Origin of the sequence: Amycolatopsis aidingensis (assembly GCF_018885265.1) — a bacterium.
Classification (GTDB): Bacteria; Actinomycetota; Actinomycetes; order Mycobacteriales; family Pseudonocardiaceae; genus Amycolatopsis; species Amycolatopsis aidingensis.
This window is the reverse complement of the sequence record NZ_CP076538.1, coordinates 6501855-6517146: the sequence shown is the minus strand read 5'-3', so window position 1 is coordinate 6517146 and position 15292 is coordinate 6501855. Positions and strand designations below refer to the sequence as shown.

The window sequence follows — 15292 nt, the reverse complement described above, 5'->3', positions numbered from 1 at the left end:
TGCTGCCAAACCCTTGCTTCCGCGATTCAGGTTAGGCTAACCTCATTCTTGTCCGCTTCGTGGTGGGAGCGGCAGTCAGTTCGGGAACGGACGGGGCCCCGCGGCCGGGAGACCGGCGGCGGGGCCCCGTTCACGTGTGCCGGGGGATACGAAAACGGGGCCCTTCCCAAGGGAAGAGCCCCGTCCGGGGGTTCGTGGTGCTCAGCTCAGCAGCAGACCGTTGCCGCCGTTGCGGGCGTTGTCGAACCGCTTGCCGATCTCCTCCCAGTTGAAGACGTTCCACAGCGCCTTGACGTAGTCCGGCTTCACGTTCTTGTAGTCCAGGTAGAACGCGTGCTCCCAGACGTCCACCAGCAGGATCGGCTGGGTCGGCAGCACCAGGTTGTTGTGGTGGTCGCGCAGCTGCTGGGTGATCAGCGTCTTGCCGATCGGGTCCCAGGACAGCGCGCCCCAGCCGTTGCCCTGGATCGTGGTGCACACCGCGGTGAACTGTGCCTTGAACTTGTCGAACGAGCCGAAGGCGTCGTCGATCGCGGCCGCGAGCTCGCCGGTCGGCTTGTCACCGCCGTTGGGGGACAGGATCTTCCACCACACAACGTGGTTGGCGTGCCCGGCGAGGTTGAACGCCAGGGTGGTCTCCAGCCCGACGATCGAGCCGAAGTCCTCGGCCTCACGGGCGGCGGCAAGCTTCTCGAGCGTGTCGTTGGCACCCTTGACGTAGGTCGCGTGGTGCTTGCTGTGGTGCAGCTCGTTGATCTCGCCGGAAATGTGCGGAGCCAGGGCGCCGTAGTCGTAGTCGAGATCCGGAAGCTCGTACCGGGCCATCAGCCCTCCTCTTTAGTTTCGACACAAAGTCTGTTGCCTTACCCAAACCTAGTAGCAGCGGTGTGGCCCGGCGAACCGGGGACACGTTTCGGCACGGCGAAGAATTCGCTGTGGCCGCCCGAAAAACGGGCCCCTGCTTCCCTGTGTAGCCTGCAGGTTCGAGTTTGGTTGAGGTCAACGCGATGTTGCCGGAACCACAGTCTCCGCGAGGTCCGTGAGGACGTCGATGTTCAGCTCGAAGGCGGTCAGGGTCTCCGCGATGATGCGTTCCCGCTCGGCCGCGTCCCAGCCCGCGGTGTTCAGCAGTCCGCGATAGCGGGTGCGGAACGCGCTCGGGCTGCCAAGGGTGCTGAAGTCGTAGAACAGCGCGCCAGGGCCCTGCACGCCGTAGGTCTTGCGCAGCAGCGAGTGCACCACCTGGCCACCCGCGAGGTCGCCGAGGTACCGGGTGTAGTGGTGGGCGACGTAACCGCCCGGCCAGTCGAAGGCCACCGCGTGCAGCCGCCGCACGTAGGCGGTCGTGGACTCGACCGGTCGTACCCGCTCAGCCCAGTCCGGCCCGAGCAGGAACTCCAGATCGGCGCGCAGCGCGGGCATCCGCCGCAACTCGTCGATCACGAACGGCCCGCCGACCGGATCGCCGATCATGGCGTCGCTGGCCTGCTCCAGTGCCTGGTAGATGAAGTAGTACTGCGCCGCGAGCTGGGCGTAGTCATCCAGGCTCAGCCTGCCGTCCAGCAGTGCGTCCATATAGGCGGAGTGGTGCGCGCGGTCGTGCACCTCGCGAATGGAGTCGTGCAGGGTGCGGGCGAAGGGCACGGACTCATCGAGGTTCGCCGAGGTTGCTGCCGTCGGTGCTGCCATGGGACACCCTCCGTCGATATGACAACCTGTCAGAAAGAGGGTACGGCAGATCTCGCAGTTAGGCTACCCTAAATTTGCGTCCGGCCGGGGTTTCGCGCCGACCGCGCGCAGCACGAACCGCACCGCGCCGTCGATCGCCCTGTCCAGCTGTTCGGGTGGCACGTCCACCACCTCGCGGCTGGCCAGGGCCGAGCTGATCATGGGAACCAGCAGGTCAGGGTCCTCCTCGGGGATGCAGCCCTGCCGCACCCCGGTGGTGACGATCTCGCGCAGCTGCTCGGTGATCGGGTCCGCATGCGCCGCCACCCTCCGGTAGGCACTCGGGGCCAGCGTGGCGGCGAGCGTGCTGCCCGGCGGCAGGTGGTAGTCGGCGAGGGCGCGCAGCTGGAGCCGGGCGAAGGCCTCGAGCTTGCCGATCGGGTCCGGCACGGCCGCGACCGCCTCGGTCAGCTTGGCCACGTAGCGGGTCGCCTCGTCCTCGACGAAGGCGACCAGTAGGTGCTCCTTGTCCGGGAAGTGGTTGTACATCGCGGTCCGGCCCAGCTTGGCCTCGGCGGCCACCCCGGACAGCGTGATCGCGTCGAAGCCACGCTCGTAGAGCTGGTTGCGCAGCGCCTCGAACACCCTGGCCCGCACCTGCTCGCGGTGTGCGGCGAGGGAACCTCCGATGATCTTTGGCATGCGCGGGACCTCCCACTGGGAACAGCAGGGGTCCAGGTTCTCACTCCACCGGCCACTCGTGCACCGGCCGCTCCGAGCGGGACAGCTCCAGGTAGCGGGCCAGCATCCCGGCCAGCGCGGTGTCCCGGTCGATGCCGCGTTCCTGCGCCCGTGCCACCGCCTCCCGCTGCCAGGTCGCCCCGGTGCGCTTGGCGAGGCAGCGCTGCTCGATCACCCCGAGGTAGCGGGCACTGGCCTGCTCGGAAACCTCCGACCGCCGTAGTCCCTCGTAGGCCAGCGGTAGCAGCACGCGCAGGGCCAGCTCGTCCGGCGGGATCCAGCCGATGCCCGGCCAGTACAGCTGGGCGTCGAACCCGTTGCGTGCCCCCGCGTACAGGTTCTCCTCCGCGGCCTGGAAGGACATCTGTGTCCACACCGGACGCTCGGACTCGGCCAGCGCCCGCTGGGCGCCGTAGAAGAAGGCTGCGTTCGCCACCATGTCCAGTACGGTCGGCCCGGCAGGCAGTACCCGGTTCTCCACCCGCAGGTGTGGCTTGCCGTCCACCACGTCGTACACCGGCCGGTTCCAGCGCCAGACTGTGCCGTTGTGCAAGCGCAGCTCGGTCAGCTTCGGGGCCTGCCCGGACTCCAGCGCCTCGATCGGGTCCTCGGAGTCGGTTTCCGGCAGCAGACCGGGGAAGTAGCGGACGTTCTCCTCGAACAGGTCGAAGATCGAGGTGATCCAGCGCTCGCCGAACCACACCCTCGGCCGCACGCCCTGGTTCTTCAGCTCCTCCGGCCGGGTGTCGGTGGCCTGCAGGAACAGCGGGATCCTGGTCTCGTGCCACAGCGCCTTGCCGAGCAGGAACGGTGAGTTGGCGCCGAGCGCGATCTGGATACCGGCGAGGCATTGGGCAGCGTTCCAGTGTGCGGCGAACTCCTCCGGTGCCACCTGCAGATGCAACTGCATCGAGGTGCACGCGGCCTCGGGCAGAATCGACTCGGCGAAACTGCGCAGCCGTTCGGGTTGCTGACCGGCGAGTCCCGCTCCTTCCATGGAGAGCACGGTCCGCTCGCCCCGCGCCGCGAAGATTTCGTCGTTCAGTAACGAGTATCTGGCATTGTTGGTCAACCATTTCTGGTCGAAATGTTCCCTGGCGAGGGTGGGCAGGATACCGATCATCGCCACCGAGGCCCCCGCCGTCTGTGCCTTGCCCGCGGCCGCGTCCAGGTACTCCCGCAGCTCCTCCTCCAGCCGCAGCGCCGAATCACCTGCCAGCGGGCGGGGCGGGACGTTCAGCTCCAGGTTGTGCTGGCTCAGCTCGGTGGTGAACGAGGGGTCGTCCAGCGCCTCCAGCACCGCGGCGTTGCTCATCGCGGGGCGCATGGTGTCGTCCACAAGGTTGAGTTCGAGTTCGAACCCGATGTGTTTGCGGGGAAAGGAAAAACTGCCGTCGGACAGCATGCGCGCCAGGGTGTCCAGGCAGCGCTGCACCTTGCGCCGGTACTTTCCCCGATCGCGTGGCTTGAACGGATCCGACAGCAGGTCTTTGCCCATGGCGTACCCCGTTCTGCTCGGCCACAACTGGCGCGCCTTTTGTCCTCGCGGAACTGCCGGCGGACAACCGTGACACAGGGTTTTCCCCCTCGGCTAGCGGCCAAACTGGTGCCGTCCGTCACTACCGTCTAACTATGTGCGACTACTCCGTGCGTGCCATGGGGCGACCGCGCGCGTTCGGAGTAGCGCGGGCTCCAGGCGGGGACGGGTGGCACACTCCAGCGGTGGCACGCGAGATTTTCATCGACGACCCCGCGGACGAGCGGCTGTCCGATTTTCGCGATCTGACCACAGCCGACCGGCGCCCGGATCGGCCCGGCGGCCGGGGTTTGGTGATCGCCGAGGGCACCGTGGTGGTGCGGCGGTTGCTCGAGTCGCCCTACCCCGTGCGGGCGCTACTCGGAGTAGAGCGCCGCGTTCGCGAGCTGGCGGACGATCTTGCCGGGATGGCGGTACCCGCCTATGTCACCTCCGCGCAGACCATGGCCGAGGTGGTCGGGTTCCATCTGAACCGCGGGGTGCTCGCGGTGGCTGACCGGGCGCCGCGGCCATCGGCGGACCGGATCGCCGCCGGGGCACGGCTGCTTGCCGTGCTGGAGGGGGTCGGCGACCACGAGAACCTTGGCGCGTTGTTCCGTAACGCGGCGGCGCTGGGCGTGGACGGGGTGCTGCTCGGGTCCGGCTGCTCGGACCCGCTGTACCGGCGCAGTGTGCGGGTGTCCATGGGGCATGTGCTGCGGGTGCCGTTCAGCGCTCTCGAGCCCTGGCCGCGGGGCCTGGAGCAGCTGCGTGCCGCGGGTTTCCGGATCGCGGCGCTCACCCCGCGGGCGGATGCCGTCGAGCTGCGCGCGTTGCGCGGGCAGCGGCCGGAGCGGGTGGCGTTGTTGCTCGGCTCGGAGGGGTACGGGCTGTCCGCGGAGGCGCTGGCCGCCGCCGACCTTGCCGTGCGGATTCCGATGGCCACCGGGGTCGATTCGCTCAACGTGGCGACCTCCGCGGCCGTGGCCTTCTACGAGATGGGTGTCCCGTGAGTACATTGATGCCCCGTGGCCGGAGTCGGGCGATCAACGGAGGCCTTCACGTGGAGTTGCGGGTCCAGGGCGAGCGAGTGGTGCTGGCCGGATACGACGCGGATAACGAGGACCCGGACGGGGCGGTGGGGGCCGAGCTGACCGAGGCGCTCCAGGAATGGGCCAGGGTCGCGGCCGCGTTCACCCGCGCGGGCACCGGCCCCGAGGACGAGGCGGCCGCGGTGGTCTCGCAGCGCGGCAGGCAGCTTGCCGCGCGGGTCGCCGCCACGCTCGGCGAGCCGGTGAACTACGTCGACCCGGTGACCGCCACCGAGCAGCTGGTCCCGCCACCGCGCAACGACGGGGTGACCGTGCTGGCCCGGCGGCTGCTCGGCGGCGATCCGCAGGCGGCCGAACCCACCCCGTGGGGGACCGGCCTGACCGTGGCCGCGTTCGTCGGCGTGGTGGTGGCGGTGGCGATGCTCGCGCTGGTGAGCACCCTCGCCGCCGAGACCACCGGCTGGCTGACGCTGGGCGCGGCGGTGATGGTGACCGCCGGTCTTTCACCCTCGCTGTGGCTTGCCCGCAAGCTGCCCATCGTGCGGTGGGTCGTGCTCGGCGCTGCGGCCGGGGTCGCCGTCTCCTGGGTCGGTGTGCTCGCGATCGTGCTCTAGCAGGTCACAACCCCCGGCGGTGGAGGAGGTTGCGTCTGGGTCTTCGTTCCGGGTCCAGAAAGGCCGGGGGTAGGAACTCGGGTAGTCCGTTCCGCATGCGGACTTGCCAGTCGGTGTGGTGGATGAGGTTGTGGTGGTACCAGCAGAGCAAGGTGAGGTTGTGCAGGGCGGTGGGTCCCCCATTAGCCCAGTGGGAGTCGGCATGGGGCGCGGTGTCCGGATTTCGCCGGGCCGTTTCCCCATGCCGCTCCCCCGAACCGGACGTGCGGCTTTCACCGCATCCGGCTCTCCACGAGTCGCCGTTAGGTTGCCGTTATGGCTGGTTTGTCCCAGGGTGTCGAGATTTGGTTTCCTCGGTAGCGATAACGTTGGATGGTCATCGTTGTGGGTCTCCATAGTTCGACACCGTTATATTCCGGCCACCACCGGTTGTAGTAACGGTTTATGATGTCCCGTTTACTGGTACGGGGGTGTTTGTTCTTCAGCCATTCCCAGACCCGCCACCACAGGTAGTCTTGCAGGTGGTGGTAGGCCTTGCTGGAAGAGCCGTGCCGGAAGTACTGGGCCCATCCGCGGGTCATCGTTCCGAGTTGCCGGAACAGTTGGTCCGCGTCCTGATGGGTGATCCGTTTGGTAACTGTCTTGATCTTCCGCTTGATCGAAGTCATCGACTTCTTCGAGGGGAGGGTGTAGATCAGTCGCCGATCGCTTCCATATTGGCGATACCGCTGGATGCGGAACCCGAGGAAGTCGAACCCCTCGTCGATGTGGGCGATTCCGGTTTTCTCGGGTGCGAGCCGTAGCCCGATCCCGGCCAGGATCGCCTCGATCTCGCCCCACAAGGATTCCGTGTGTTCCCGGGTTCCGTTGACCATGACGACGAAGTCGTCGGCGTATCGGGTCAGGCGGAACGTCGCACCGCCGCGTTCACGGTGCCGTTGCCGGTTGGTGGCGTTCTTGTGGTTCTCCCACAACTGGTGGAAATAGTCGTCCAGCTCGGAGAGGGCGATGTTGGCCAGCAGAGGCGACAGGATGCCGCCCTGCGGGGTTCCGGTATGGGTGTCCCGGTCAGGACCATCCTCGCTGAGGATTCCGGCGCGCAGGAACGCCTTGATGAGTTCCAGAATCCGCTTGTCCTTGACGCGTCGCCGCACCAAACCCAGCAGGGCGGTGTGGTCGATCTCGTCGAAGCAGGCGGTGATGTCGCCCTCGAAGACCCATTCGTAGCCCTCACGGGCATGTTTGCGGATTTCTTCGATGGCGTCCTGGGCCCGGCGCCTGGGCCGGAAACCATAGCTGGAGGACTGGAACCCGGCCTCGAAGATCGGTTCCAGGACCAGCTTCAGCGAGGCTTGAACGACCCGATCGGTCACGGTCGGTATCCCCAGCCGACGGGTCTTCCCACCGGCTTTGGGGATGTGTCGTTCCCGGACCGGGAGCGGACGGAACGTCCGCGCTTTCAGATCGGCGCGGATTTCCTCCAACAACCCGACCACACCCAGCGCCGAGTCGGTGATCGACCGCACCGTTCGGCGATCGACGCCCGCGCTGCGTGCTCCGGTGTTCCCTGACACCCGCTCCCACGCCACGGCGAGGAACGCGGGGTCGGCCACGAGGTTGTAGAGATCATCAAACCGGCGACCGGGATCGGCCGCCGCCCAACGGTGCAGTTTCGTCTGCATTCCCAGTACCCGCTGCCCTGCCGTGAACGGCACCAGCAGCAGATCACCGATGTTCACCGGTGAGGCCTCTTCTGGCATTACCCCAACTTCCCTGCTCGATTCGCTGTCGCCCTTCCCCATGCGGACGGTTTTCCCGCCCTCGGAGTACTACGGCGACTCCGCCCCACCACAGAGCCCCTCGGCGGGCAATGCACCTATCCACATCTGGGACACCGGATTGCGCCCAGGCATGGAAAGCTCGCGGTGGTTCCCATGTTCACGTGTTCCCGATCGACGAGTGAGGCACTCAGCTTTACCCCGGCAGCCCCTGTGAATACGCCACAGACTTTCTCCACAGACTACCCAGGAATACAATCCCAGGCGGGCGCTACACCCTTCACTTGGTTCACGCGCACTGCGATACCGACTCAGATCCGCCAGGTTTCGAGTCGGCTCCACATAACGAGGCCTCAGACACTGATTCCTATTCGTATACCTTCTCGTCTCGCTCACCGAGCCCGCACCATCTGGCAGTGCTGGCACGACTCGACTTTGTCAGGGCCGCTTGCCACCTCAATCCACCCATTCCCGTGAATCAGGCTGCCCTCAGCTTCACCGAACCACTGTGACGGTCCAGCGCCGGAGGTCTCTCACCTCCGATCGGACAAACACGCGCCTCATGGCGCACGAACACCACATGATGCGCGTCGCATTGTTTGGGCTTTTTCCGGCAGCCGGGGAAGGTGCATCCGCGGTCCCGCAGGATCAAAGCTCTGCGGATGGCCAGGGGTACCGTGCGGGTGCGTTGTCCGATGTCGAGGATGTCGCCCTTGCTGCCCAGCACGGCGGGCACGACGTAGGAGTCGCAGGCCATGCGGCGGATCTGGGCGGCGGAGTAGGACTCCTGCCCATGCAGTAGCCCGTATCCGGTGCCGTGCTTCAGGTCCTCCAGTGTCACCGACACCATCACCGTGAACGGTTCCCCCGCCTCGGTCGGCCCCTCCTCCGGGCACCCCGCTGCCACCCGCAGCACATCGGCGAACGCGTCGCCCTGCCGCTGGAACTTGCTCCGCCGGTCGGGTTCCTCTTTCGTGCTGGAGGGTTTCGCTCTCGGTTCGATCAGCCCGGTCAGCACCGCCGCGGTCTCCGCGTCCAGGTCGAAGGTGCCGCGTAGCCGCCCGCCGCGGGTTTCGCGCCAGTCCAGGAACCGCTCCGGCCGCGCCAGCTCCTCCTCGCGGGGCGGATTCCCGTCCTGGTCCAGCCGCGCCAGGATCTCCCGGCCCAGGGTGGTGACGGTGTGGGGGTCGTACTCCCGTGCCGCCTTGGTCAGCAAGGCTTCGGCGTGTTCCCGGTCGGGCAGGCTGACCGGCTGCGGGAACCGCGCCACGGTCGCCCGGATGGTCTCGATGTGTTCCGGCCCGATCGCGCCCTCGGCCGCGGCGGCGCCGACCTCGGGGAGGTCGGGTTCCAGGGGTATCCCACCTGGCCCGTGGCGCCGCACCACGGCCCGGGCGTGCGCCACCCGCTGCCGGGCGTCGTAGGCGTTGACCCGCAGGATCTCCCGCGTCAGCACCGGCAGGTCCCGGTAGCCCTTCCGGCTCGCGGTGCCGCGGCCGTCGAGTTCGGCCAGGACGGCCAGTTCCCGGGCATAGCCGGCTCGCCGCTGCTGTTCGAGGTCGCCCAGCGCGGCCAGGAGTTCCTCCTCGCTCATGCGGGAGGTGTCGATGCCGAAAGTCCTGGTCACAACCCCACAATACCGCGGAATCGACCACGTGTTCGATACACGATCGGGTGATGCTGGAATCGGGCAGCGAGCGTCAGCGTCTCGTGGCCAGCATCCTGCCCAGTTCGGCGAGCTGCTCGGTGCTGAGTGCGTTGACCGCCCAGAGCCGATAGGTGGGCGCGCCCGTCCGGTATATCTCCAGGGTCCGGTGGCCTGGTCCGTAGTTCGGGACCTCGGGCCCGAGCTGGAGCACGGCGTCCGAGCTCAGCCGCAGGCGCTGCGAGCCGCAAACCAGCTGCCGGTCAGCTTCCGTTTCCGCATCGTCGAACGACCGCGAAGCCCGGAGACCGACCAGGGCCGTCCGGTTGCGCGGTGCCGGATCCAGCACCACCTCCGCGAGCCCCGTCGGCTCCAGTCCGGAGCGCTTCTCGTACGCCACCTCGAGCCGCGTATCGGGCAGGACCCGCTGCACGAGGCTCTGGAACTCCGCGGTGGTGATCACCGACGAGAGTTCGCCGCTCCCGCCCAGCTCCATTTCGTGCGTCGTGATACCGGAGGCGGGCGGCGGCTGTTCCTCCCGTGTCCTGCATGCGCGGTCGTCCACCACCTGCCAGCCGGGCAGGACCCCGGGCTGGGGCTCGTCGCGTTGCAGACCGGACGCGGCCGGTATCCGCTCGGCGCCGCCGGGTCCGTCCGGCCGCAGCATCGTGATCCCGGCGCCGAGCCCGCCGACCAGTGCGATCACGGCGGCGGCCGCGCCCCATCGCTGGTAGCGCAGGCGGCGCCGGCCGCGGGTGAGGATCGCGTCCAGCATCTCCTCCGCCGGGGCGGGCTGGTAGTCCTCGCCGATCCGGCGCAGCGTCGTCCTCAGCTCGTCGTCGTCGAACATGGCCGACTCACCGCCTTCAGCTCGAGTTCCCCGAAGAGTCCCTGGTAGCGCTCACGCAGCGCCTCCAAACCGCGCGAGGCATGGCTTTTGACCGTGCCCACCGAGCAGCCCAGCGCCTTCGCCACCTGCTCGATGGAGAGGTCGTAGCCGAACCGCAGCAGTACCACCGCTCGTTGCCGCGGCGGCAGCTCCAGCAGCGCGGCGTGTAGTGGTTGCCGCTCCACCTCGGTGAGGTCCGCCGCGACCGCCACCTCCGGCGGCTCGGCCATCACCCGCTCCCTGCTCCGGCCGCGTCGCCGGTTGTCGAGGAACAGCCTGGTCACCACGGTGCGCAGGTAGGCATCCGCGGTTGCCGTGCGGACCTTGGGCCAGCGAGCGTAGATCCGCACGAACGCGGCCTGCGCGATCTCCTCGCTCTCCGCGCGGTCCCCGCACAGCGCGTAGGCGTACCGGCACGCCAGATCGAACCGGTGCTCGAAGAACTCGGCGAACTCCCGGTCCCGTGCCGATCGTGACTGCACCCGGCACCTCCGTACCCGCCACCACGTTCGTGGCTCTCGACCTCCTCTACGCGCGACGGCCGCCGGATGTTGAGCTCCCGCGGAAGAATGATCGAAATGATGGCTATCGTCACACTCCGCAACATCTCTGGACGGCTCGCTGTACGCCGCACCCGGCCGGAAAGTTGCGCCCACGCGGCCACAACAATGCCGTCTCCATCGGCGTATCCCGGGGCATGGAACCTCGCCGAGCAGCATCAATGGGGGTGTCGGCGCTGTGTCTCGTACTCGTGTCGACCAGTTGCGGCAGCCCGCTCTACTCCCGGCGGCCCGCCGCGCAACCGGCCGAGCTCACCCTCTCCAGGGTGACGACCGCTCAGGCCGCTCGGCCCTCTCCGTCACCGCAGGTAATCGACTCCGCGGCCGTGCTCGACGCCGTGCGGGAGACCGCCCCCGCCGTGACCCCTGGCCTGCTCGTCTTCGACCGGGACAGCGGGACCTCGCTACTGGAGGCCAACGCCGACCGGCGGTTCCGGGCCGCCTCGCTGACCAAGCTGCTGATCAGTATCGACCTGCTGAGCCGGGCGGGTGGACCGAGCGCGGGAGTCAAGGACCACCTGCGCCGGATGCTGGAGCTCAGCGATGACGAGATCGCCAGCCGCCTCTGGGTCGAGCACGGCCGCGGCGCGATCGTGACCAGGGCGGCCCAGCACATCGGGCTGTCCGACACCAGCCCGCCGGAGAACCCCGGCCGTTGGGGTGACACCCGCACGACCCCGCGGGACGTGCTGCGGATCTATCGCCACATCCGCACCGAACTGCCTGCCGGGCACCGTGAGCTGATCGTGTCCGCGCTGGCCAAGACCCGCAAGGTCGCGGCGGATGGCTGGAACCAGCACTTCGGCATCCCGGACGGCATGTCGCTGCGCTGGGCGGTCAAACAGGGCTGGTCGGACAGCCCAGAGGACAACGTGGTGCACAGCACCGGCCTGGTCGGTCCGCACTGGCGGTACGTGGTCGTGCTGCTCGCCGAGGCCCCCGCGGGCACCCGCTGGACCCCGTTGCGTGCGGCGGTGACGGCCGCGGCCTCGGCGATCGAACCACAGCTGCCCGGCGGCTGAGCCGGTTTGTCAGCGCGTGGTCAGTGCGTGGTGCGCGGGCACCGGAAACCTCTCCGGTACGAGGAGAGGAGATCCAGGGATGGCCGAGACCACGCCCGCCGCACAGGCGGCACGCCCGATACCGATGCAGCGCCGCTGCCCCTTCGACCCGCCCGAGGAGCTGGGGCGGCTGCGTGCCGAGCGGCCGATCAGCAGGCTCGCCTATCCGGACGGGACGCTGGGCTGGCTGGTGACCGAGTACGCCACCGCGCGGCGGCTGCTGGCCGACCGCCGGTTCAGCTCCCGGATGGAGCTGATGCACTCGCCGATCCGCACCCCGGACCCGGAACCCACGCCGCCGGGGATGTTCATCTTCATGGACCAGCCGGAGCACACCCGGTACCGCAAGCTGCTCACCGGCCAGTTCACCCTGCGCCGGATGCGGCAGCTCGAACCGCGGATCGCCGAGTTCGCCGAGGGGCTGCTGGACGACCTCGAGCGGCATGGTCCCCCGGCCGATCTGGTGCGGCATTTCGCGTTGCCCCTGCCCTCGCTGGTGATCTGCGAGCTGCTCGGGATTCCGGAGGAGCAGCGGGAGTTCTTCCAGCACCACACCGCGGAGATGGTCCGCCCGGACCTGACCCCCGAGCAGTCCGCGGAGATCGACAAGGCGGTGTTCGGGTTCCTCGACGAGCTGGTCGCGCGCAAGCGGGCAGAGCCTGCCGACGACATCCTCAGCGGGCTGCTGGCCGAGGCGGAGCTCTCCGCGGACGAAGCGGTCGGGATGGCCACGATCCTGCTGGTCGCCGGGCACGAGACCACCGCGAACATGCTCGGCCTCGGCACCTTCGCGCTGCTGGAGCATCCCGGGCAGCTGGCCGCGTTGCGCGCCGATCCCGGGCTGATGGACGGGGCGGTGGAGGAGCTGCTGCGGTACCTGAGCATCGTGCAGTACGAGATCAACCGCACCGCACTGGAGGATGTCGAGCTGGACGGGCAGCTGATCAAGGCGGGGGAGCCGGTCACCGTGTCGCTGCCAGGAGCCAACCGCGACCCGGCCCGGTTCGACCGGCCGGACGAACTGGACGTCACCGCCTCGGCTGCCGGTCACCTGGCCTTCGGGCACGGCGTGCACCAGTGCCTCGGCCAGCAGCTGGCCAGGGCTGAGATGCGGATCGGGTACACCGCCCTGCTGCGCCGGTTCCCGGGTTTACGCCTCGAGGTGGCACGGGAAGACGTGCCGTTGCGTACGGATCGCGGTATCTATGGGGTGTACCGGTTACCCATCAGTTGGTAGGAGGAACGATGAAGATCGAGGTGGACACCGAGGTCTGCTGCGCGGCCGGGATGTGCGCCCTCACCGCTCCGGACGTCTTCGACCAGGACGAATCCGACGGTACCGTGATGCTGCTCGAACCGGCCCCTGCCGCGCAGCACCACGCGGCGGCCAGGGAGGCGGCCGAGCTGTGTCCTTCCGGCGCGATCACGGTGACCGACTCAGAGTAGGAGTGTGCATGACGTCGACCCTTGACCGGTCCACCGAGTCCACCAGTGGACGGAAGCCCATCCTGGAGGGCCGGGCCGGTGCCGCACGGCAGGTGGCGGTGTACGTGTTCATCGGGTTGCCGTTTCTCGCGTTGCTCGCCGCCATACCGTTCCTCTGGGGCTGGGGGCTTGGCTGGCTTGACCTCGCGCTGGCGGTCGGGTTCTTCTACCTGACCGGGCTCGGCGTGACCATCGGGTACCACCGGTATCTGACGCACGGGGCGTTCAAGGCGACCCGGCCGATGCGGATCGCCTTGGCCATCGCGGGGAGCATGGCCGTGCAGGGACCACCGATCACCTGGGTCGCCAACCACCGTAGGCATCACGCCTTCGCCGATCGGGAGGGCGACCCGCACTCACCGTGGCTGTTCGGCACCTCGCCCTCCGCGGTGCTCAAGGGGTTCTGGCACGCGCATATCGGCTGGAACTTCAGCCGGGACCTGACCAACAAGCAGCGGTTCACCCCGGACCTGTTGAAGGACAGGGACATGGTCTGGGTGAACAAGCTGTTCTGGTTGTGGACGGTGCTGACCCTGCTGCTGCCGGCCGCGATCGGCGGGCTGGTCACCTGGTCCTGGTGGGGCGCGCTGACGGCGTTCTTCTGGGCTGGGCTGGTCCGGGTCGGCGTGCTGCATCACGTCACCTGGTCGACCAACTCGATCTGCCACATGATCGGGGACCGGCCGTTCAAGAGCAGGGACAAGGCGGCCAACTTCTGGCCACTGGCCGTGCTCTCCTTCGGGGAGTCCTGGCACAACCTGCACCATGCCGATCCGACCTGCGCCCGGCACGGGGTGCGGCGGGGCCAGATCGACACCTCGGCCCGGCTGATCTGGCTGTTCGAGAAGTTCGGCTGGGTCTCCAACGTGCGCTGGCCCACGCCGAAACGAGTGGCCGCGCTCACCAGGGAGTGAGCCGACGACCGGCGGTCAGGCGCCGCGGTGTCTGCCCGCCGGCTCGTCCTCCTCCTCGGTGGCTTCGGCTTCGCCGGTTTCCTCGGCGGAACCGGACGCCTCGGCGGTCTCGGTGGAGCCGTCCGCCGGGGCCTCCGGCTGCTGGCTCGGTTCCTGGCTCGGCGGAGTGAAACCGAACTCGTCCCGGATAGCGGCGAAGATCGGGGTCCCGCCGTGTTCGGCGGTGGCCTCGTCGATTGTGCCCATTGTTGTCCTTCCCTCCCCGCACGGGAAGCACGGCGCCCGCGAGCCACGGCCCCACGCGGCACAAGCTGGCGGGGGTACCCCCATGCGGTTCTTCCCGCGGTACCGGTCCCGTCCCCACGCCCGGCCACCGCATTGTGTGTAACCGGAAGTAATACTACCTACCGACCGTGAGCGGTCGATCAAGCACCGGCCCGCATCCGGGCCGGGAACGGTCCCGAAGCCGCCGTTATCCGCGTTGCGAACGGACCCCGAGCAGGACATCCTCCCAGGCCGGCACGACCGGGTGATTCTTCTTACCCTTGGCGGGCCTGGCTTGCGGCGCCTGGCCCGGCTGCCGGGCCGCGCCGGTGTCCTCGGCGGGTACCTGCGGGAGCTCGGTGGTGTCGTCCTCCTCCGGCTCCGGGATCGGGGCCTCGATCACCGTGCCGCCGGAGGCGACCGCGCCGCCTGTCGTGCCGTAGTCGAGCGTGGGCTGCTCGGTGTCCGGGTGCGGCTCGGCCTGCCCGATCGAGCGCAGCGTGCGGGGCGCCCGGTTGGCATGCGGGTTGAGCAGGTCCTCGGCGAGCTCGTCCAGCGCGGACACCGTGCCACCGTGTGCCCCCGGTGCGAAGGACCAGTGCGCGCGGTTGTCCGAGCGGCCCGCCTTCCAGTGCAGGCAGACCACCCACTTGCCGTCATCGCCGCGCCAGGAGTCCCAGTCCGCCTGCCCGTAGTCCTGCCCGAGCACGCCGAAGGAGTGCGCGACCACCTCGCCGAGGGTCTGCACATCCGGCCCGTCCTCGCGCACCGGGTGCGCCCGCTGGGCCAGTTCGGCGGTACGGGACCGCTCGAGCAGCACGGGGTAGGCGAATCGTTCGACCCGCTGCACCGGGACGCCCGCGGTGGTGGCCACCTGCTCGACCGACTCCCCTGCGCGGATACGGCTCTGGATCTCGCGTGGACGCATCTGGCTCTCCAGCTCGATTTCGATCTGGCCGAGACGGGTCACGTCACCGCGCGCGGCCGCGCGCAGCCGCTCGTCGGCCGGCAACAGGAAACGCTCACGGCGTGCCGGGTCTTCACACACGATGGACTCGCCGTCCTCGTGCAGCCCGACTACCCGCAGCGTTCGCATTGCTCCGCC

At 68.6% G+C, this 15292-nt stretch carries 16 protein-coding genes and 1 pseudogene; 6 read left to right on the top strand and 11 right to left on the bottom strand.

What is annotated here, in order from left to right; all coding sequences use genetic code 11:
• Nucleotides 1-201 precede the first annotated feature (201 nt).
• The 4 genes from KOI47_RS29705 to KOI47_RS29690 all read right to left on the bottom strand — a co-directional run bounded on the left by KOI47_RS29705 (nt 202) and on the right by KOI47_RS29690 (nt 3907).
• Nucleotides 202-825 (bottom strand): superoxide dismutase, encoded by a 624-nt coding sequence (locus KOI47_RS29705; protein ID WP_216210020.1) that lies wholly within the window; start codon nt 823-825, stop codon nt 202-204.
• A gap of 174 nt (nt 826-999) precedes the next feature.
• Nucleotides 1000-1689: a biliverdin-producing heme oxygenase gene (locus tag KOI47_RS29700; protein WP_216210018.1), complete on the bottom strand. Its 690-nt coding sequence runs from the start codon at nt 1687-1689 to the stop codon at nt 1000-1002.
• Between the two features lie 63 nt (nt 1690-1752).
• On the bottom strand, nt 1753-2370 hold the full coding sequence (locus KOI47_RS29695) for a TetR/AcrR family transcriptional regulator (RefSeq protein ID WP_216210016.1): 618 nt from the start codon (nt 2368-2370) through the stop codon (nt 1753-1755).
• Between the two features lie 40 nt (nt 2371-2410).
• Nucleotides 2411-3907 carry a glutamate--cysteine ligase family protein gene (locus KOI47_RS29690; RefSeq protein WP_216210014.1) on the bottom strand — a complete coding sequence of 499 codons (1497 nt, stop codon included), beginning with the start codon at nt 3905-3907 and terminating at the stop codon, nt 2411-2413.
• A gap of 224 nt (nt 3908-4131) precedes the next feature.
• Between KOI47_RS29690 and KOI47_RS29685 the strand changes: the two genes are divergently transcribed.
• Both KOI47_RS29685 and KOI47_RS29680 read left to right on the top strand, forming a co-directional pair.
• The gene (locus tag KOI47_RS29685; RefSeq protein WP_216210012.1) at nt 4132-4938 is read left to right on the top strand and encodes a TrmH family RNA methyltransferase; all 807 of its coding nucleotides are present in this window, start codon (nt 4132-4134) and stop codon (nt 4936-4938) included.
• A gap of 50 nt (nt 4939-4988) precedes the next feature.
• Nucleotides 4989-5591 carry a DUF2537 domain-containing protein gene (locus KOI47_RS29680; RefSeq protein WP_216210010.1) on the top strand — a complete coding sequence of 201 codons (603 nt, stop codon included), beginning with the start codon at nt 4989-4991 and terminating at the stop codon, nt 5589-5591.
• 4 nt (nt 5592-5595) lie between these two features.
• Here KOI47_RS29680 and KOI47_RS36000 read toward each other — a convergent pair.
• The 5 genes and pseudogenes from KOI47_RS36000 to KOI47_RS29660 all read right to left on the bottom strand — a co-directional run.
• A pseudogene (locus KOI47_RS36000) lies at nt 5596-5796 on the bottom strand (HNH endonuclease signature motif containing protein); the annotation flags it as partial.
• A 97-nt stretch (nt 5797-5893) separates the two neighbouring features.
• Entirely contained in the window at nt 5894-7351 is a 1458-nt protein-coding gene (gene ltrA, locus KOI47_RS29675; RefSeq protein ID WP_216209216.1) for a group II intron reverse transcriptase/maturase, read from the bottom strand.
• A gap of 496 nt (nt 7352-7847) precedes the next feature.
• A complete protein-coding gene (locus KOI47_RS29670; RefSeq protein WP_216210008.1) occupies nt 7848-8996 on the bottom strand; it encodes an HNH endonuclease signature motif containing protein in 1149 nt (382 codons plus the stop codon).
• 73 nt (nt 8997-9069) lie between these two features.
• Nucleotides 9070-9864, bottom strand: coding sequence for a hypothetical protein (locus KOI47_RS29665; RefSeq protein ID WP_216210006.1), 795 nt, complete (start codon nt 9862-9864; stop codon nt 9070-9072).
• Complete coding sequence (locus tag KOI47_RS29660) at nt 9843-10385, bottom strand: SigE family RNA polymerase sigma factor (RefSeq protein WP_232376345.1); 543 nt, start codon at nt 10383-10385, stop codon at nt 9843-9845. The genes KOI47_RS29665 and KOI47_RS29660 overlap by 22 nt, the downstream gene beginning before the upstream one ends.
• A gap of 239 nt (nt 10386-10624) precedes the next feature.
• Between KOI47_RS29660 and KOI47_RS29655 the strand changes: the two genes are divergently transcribed.
• The 4 genes from KOI47_RS29655 to KOI47_RS29640 all read left to right on the top strand — a co-directional run bounded on the left by KOI47_RS29655 (nt 10625) and on the right by KOI47_RS29640 (nt 13923).
• The gene (locus KOI47_RS29655; RefSeq protein ID WP_216210002.1) at nt 10625-11485 is read left to right on the top strand and encodes a serine hydrolase; all 861 of its coding nucleotides are present in this window, start codon (nt 10625-10627) and stop codon (nt 11483-11485) included.
• Between the two features lie 79 nt (nt 11486-11564).
• Nucleotides 11565-12761: a cytochrome P450 gene (locus tag KOI47_RS29650; RefSeq protein WP_216210000.1), complete on the top strand. Its 1197-nt coding sequence runs from the start codon at nt 11565-11567 to the stop codon at nt 12759-12761.
• An 8-nt stretch (nt 12762-12769) separates the two neighbouring features.
• Complete coding sequence (locus KOI47_RS29645; protein WP_216209998.1) at nt 12770-12970, top strand: ferredoxin; 201 nt, start codon at nt 12770-12772, stop codon at nt 12968-12970.
• 8 nt (nt 12971-12978) lie between these two features.
• Entirely contained in the window at nt 12979-13923 is a 945-nt protein-coding gene (locus KOI47_RS29640; protein ID WP_216209996.1) for an acyl-CoA desaturase, read from the top strand.
• Nucleotides 13924-13938: 15 nt separating this feature from the next.
• Here KOI47_RS29640 and KOI47_RS29635 read toward each other — a convergent pair whose 3' ends face one another.
• Complete coding sequence (locus KOI47_RS29635) at nt 13939-14169, bottom strand: hypothetical protein (protein WP_216209995.1); 231 nt, start codon at nt 14167-14169, stop codon at nt 13939-13941.
• Between the two features lie 226 nt (nt 14170-14395).
• Nucleotides 14396-15283, bottom strand: coding sequence for a septation protein SepH (gene sepH, locus KOI47_RS29630; protein WP_216209992.1), 888 nt, complete (start codon nt 15281-15283; stop codon nt 14396-14398).
• Nucleotides 15284-15292 lie beyond the last annotated feature (9 nt).

Excerpts from the sequence above, each read along its gene's own strand:
- KOI47_RS29705 (WP_216210020.1), bottom strand. The coding sequence starts at position 825 with ATGGCCCGGTACGAGCTTCCGGATCTCGACTACGACTACGGCGCCCTG.
- KOI47_RS29700 (WP_216210018.1), bottom strand. The coding sequence starts at position 1,689 with ATGGCAGCACCGACGGCAGCAACCTCGGCGAACCTCGATGAGTCCGTG.
- KOI47_RS29695 (WP_216210016.1), bottom strand. The coding sequence starts at position 2,370 with ATGCCAAAGATCATCGGAGGTTCCCTCGCCGCACACCGCGAGCAGGTG.
- KOI47_RS29690 (WP_216210014.1), bottom strand. The coding sequence starts at position 3,907 with ATGGGCAAAGACCTGCTGTCGGATCCGTTCAAGCCACGCGATCGGGGA.
- ltrA (WP_216209216.1), bottom strand. The coding sequence starts at position 7,351 with ATGCCAGAAGAGGCCTCACCGGTGAACATCGGTGATCTGCTGCTGGTG.
- KOI47_RS29665 (WP_216210006.1), bottom strand. The coding sequence starts at position 9,864 with ATGTTCGACGACGACGAGCTGAGGACGACGCTGCGCCGGATCGGCGAG.
- KOI47_RS29655 (WP_216210002.1), top strand. The coding sequence starts at position 10,625 with ATGGGGGTGTCGGCGCTGTGTCTCGTACTCGTGTCGACCAGTTGCGGC.
- KOI47_RS29650 (WP_216210000.1), top strand. The coding sequence starts at position 11,565 with ATGGCCGAGACCACGCCCGCCGCACAGGCGGCACGCCCGATACCGATG.
- KOI47_RS29645 (WP_216209998.1), top strand. The coding sequence starts at position 12,770 with ATGAAGATCGAGGTGGACACCGAGGTCTGCTGCGCGGCCGGGATGTGC.
- KOI47_RS29640 (WP_216209996.1), top strand. The coding sequence starts at position 12,979 with ATGACGTCGACCCTTGACCGGTCCACCGAGTCCACCAGTGGACGGAAG.
- KOI47_RS29635 (WP_216209995.1), bottom strand. The coding sequence starts at position 14,169 with ATGGGCACAATCGACGAGGCCACCGCCGAACACGGCGGGACCCCGATC.
- sepH (WP_216209992.1), bottom strand. The coding sequence starts at position 15,283 with ATGCGAACGCTGCGGGTAGTCGGGCTGCACGAGGACGGCGAGTCCATC.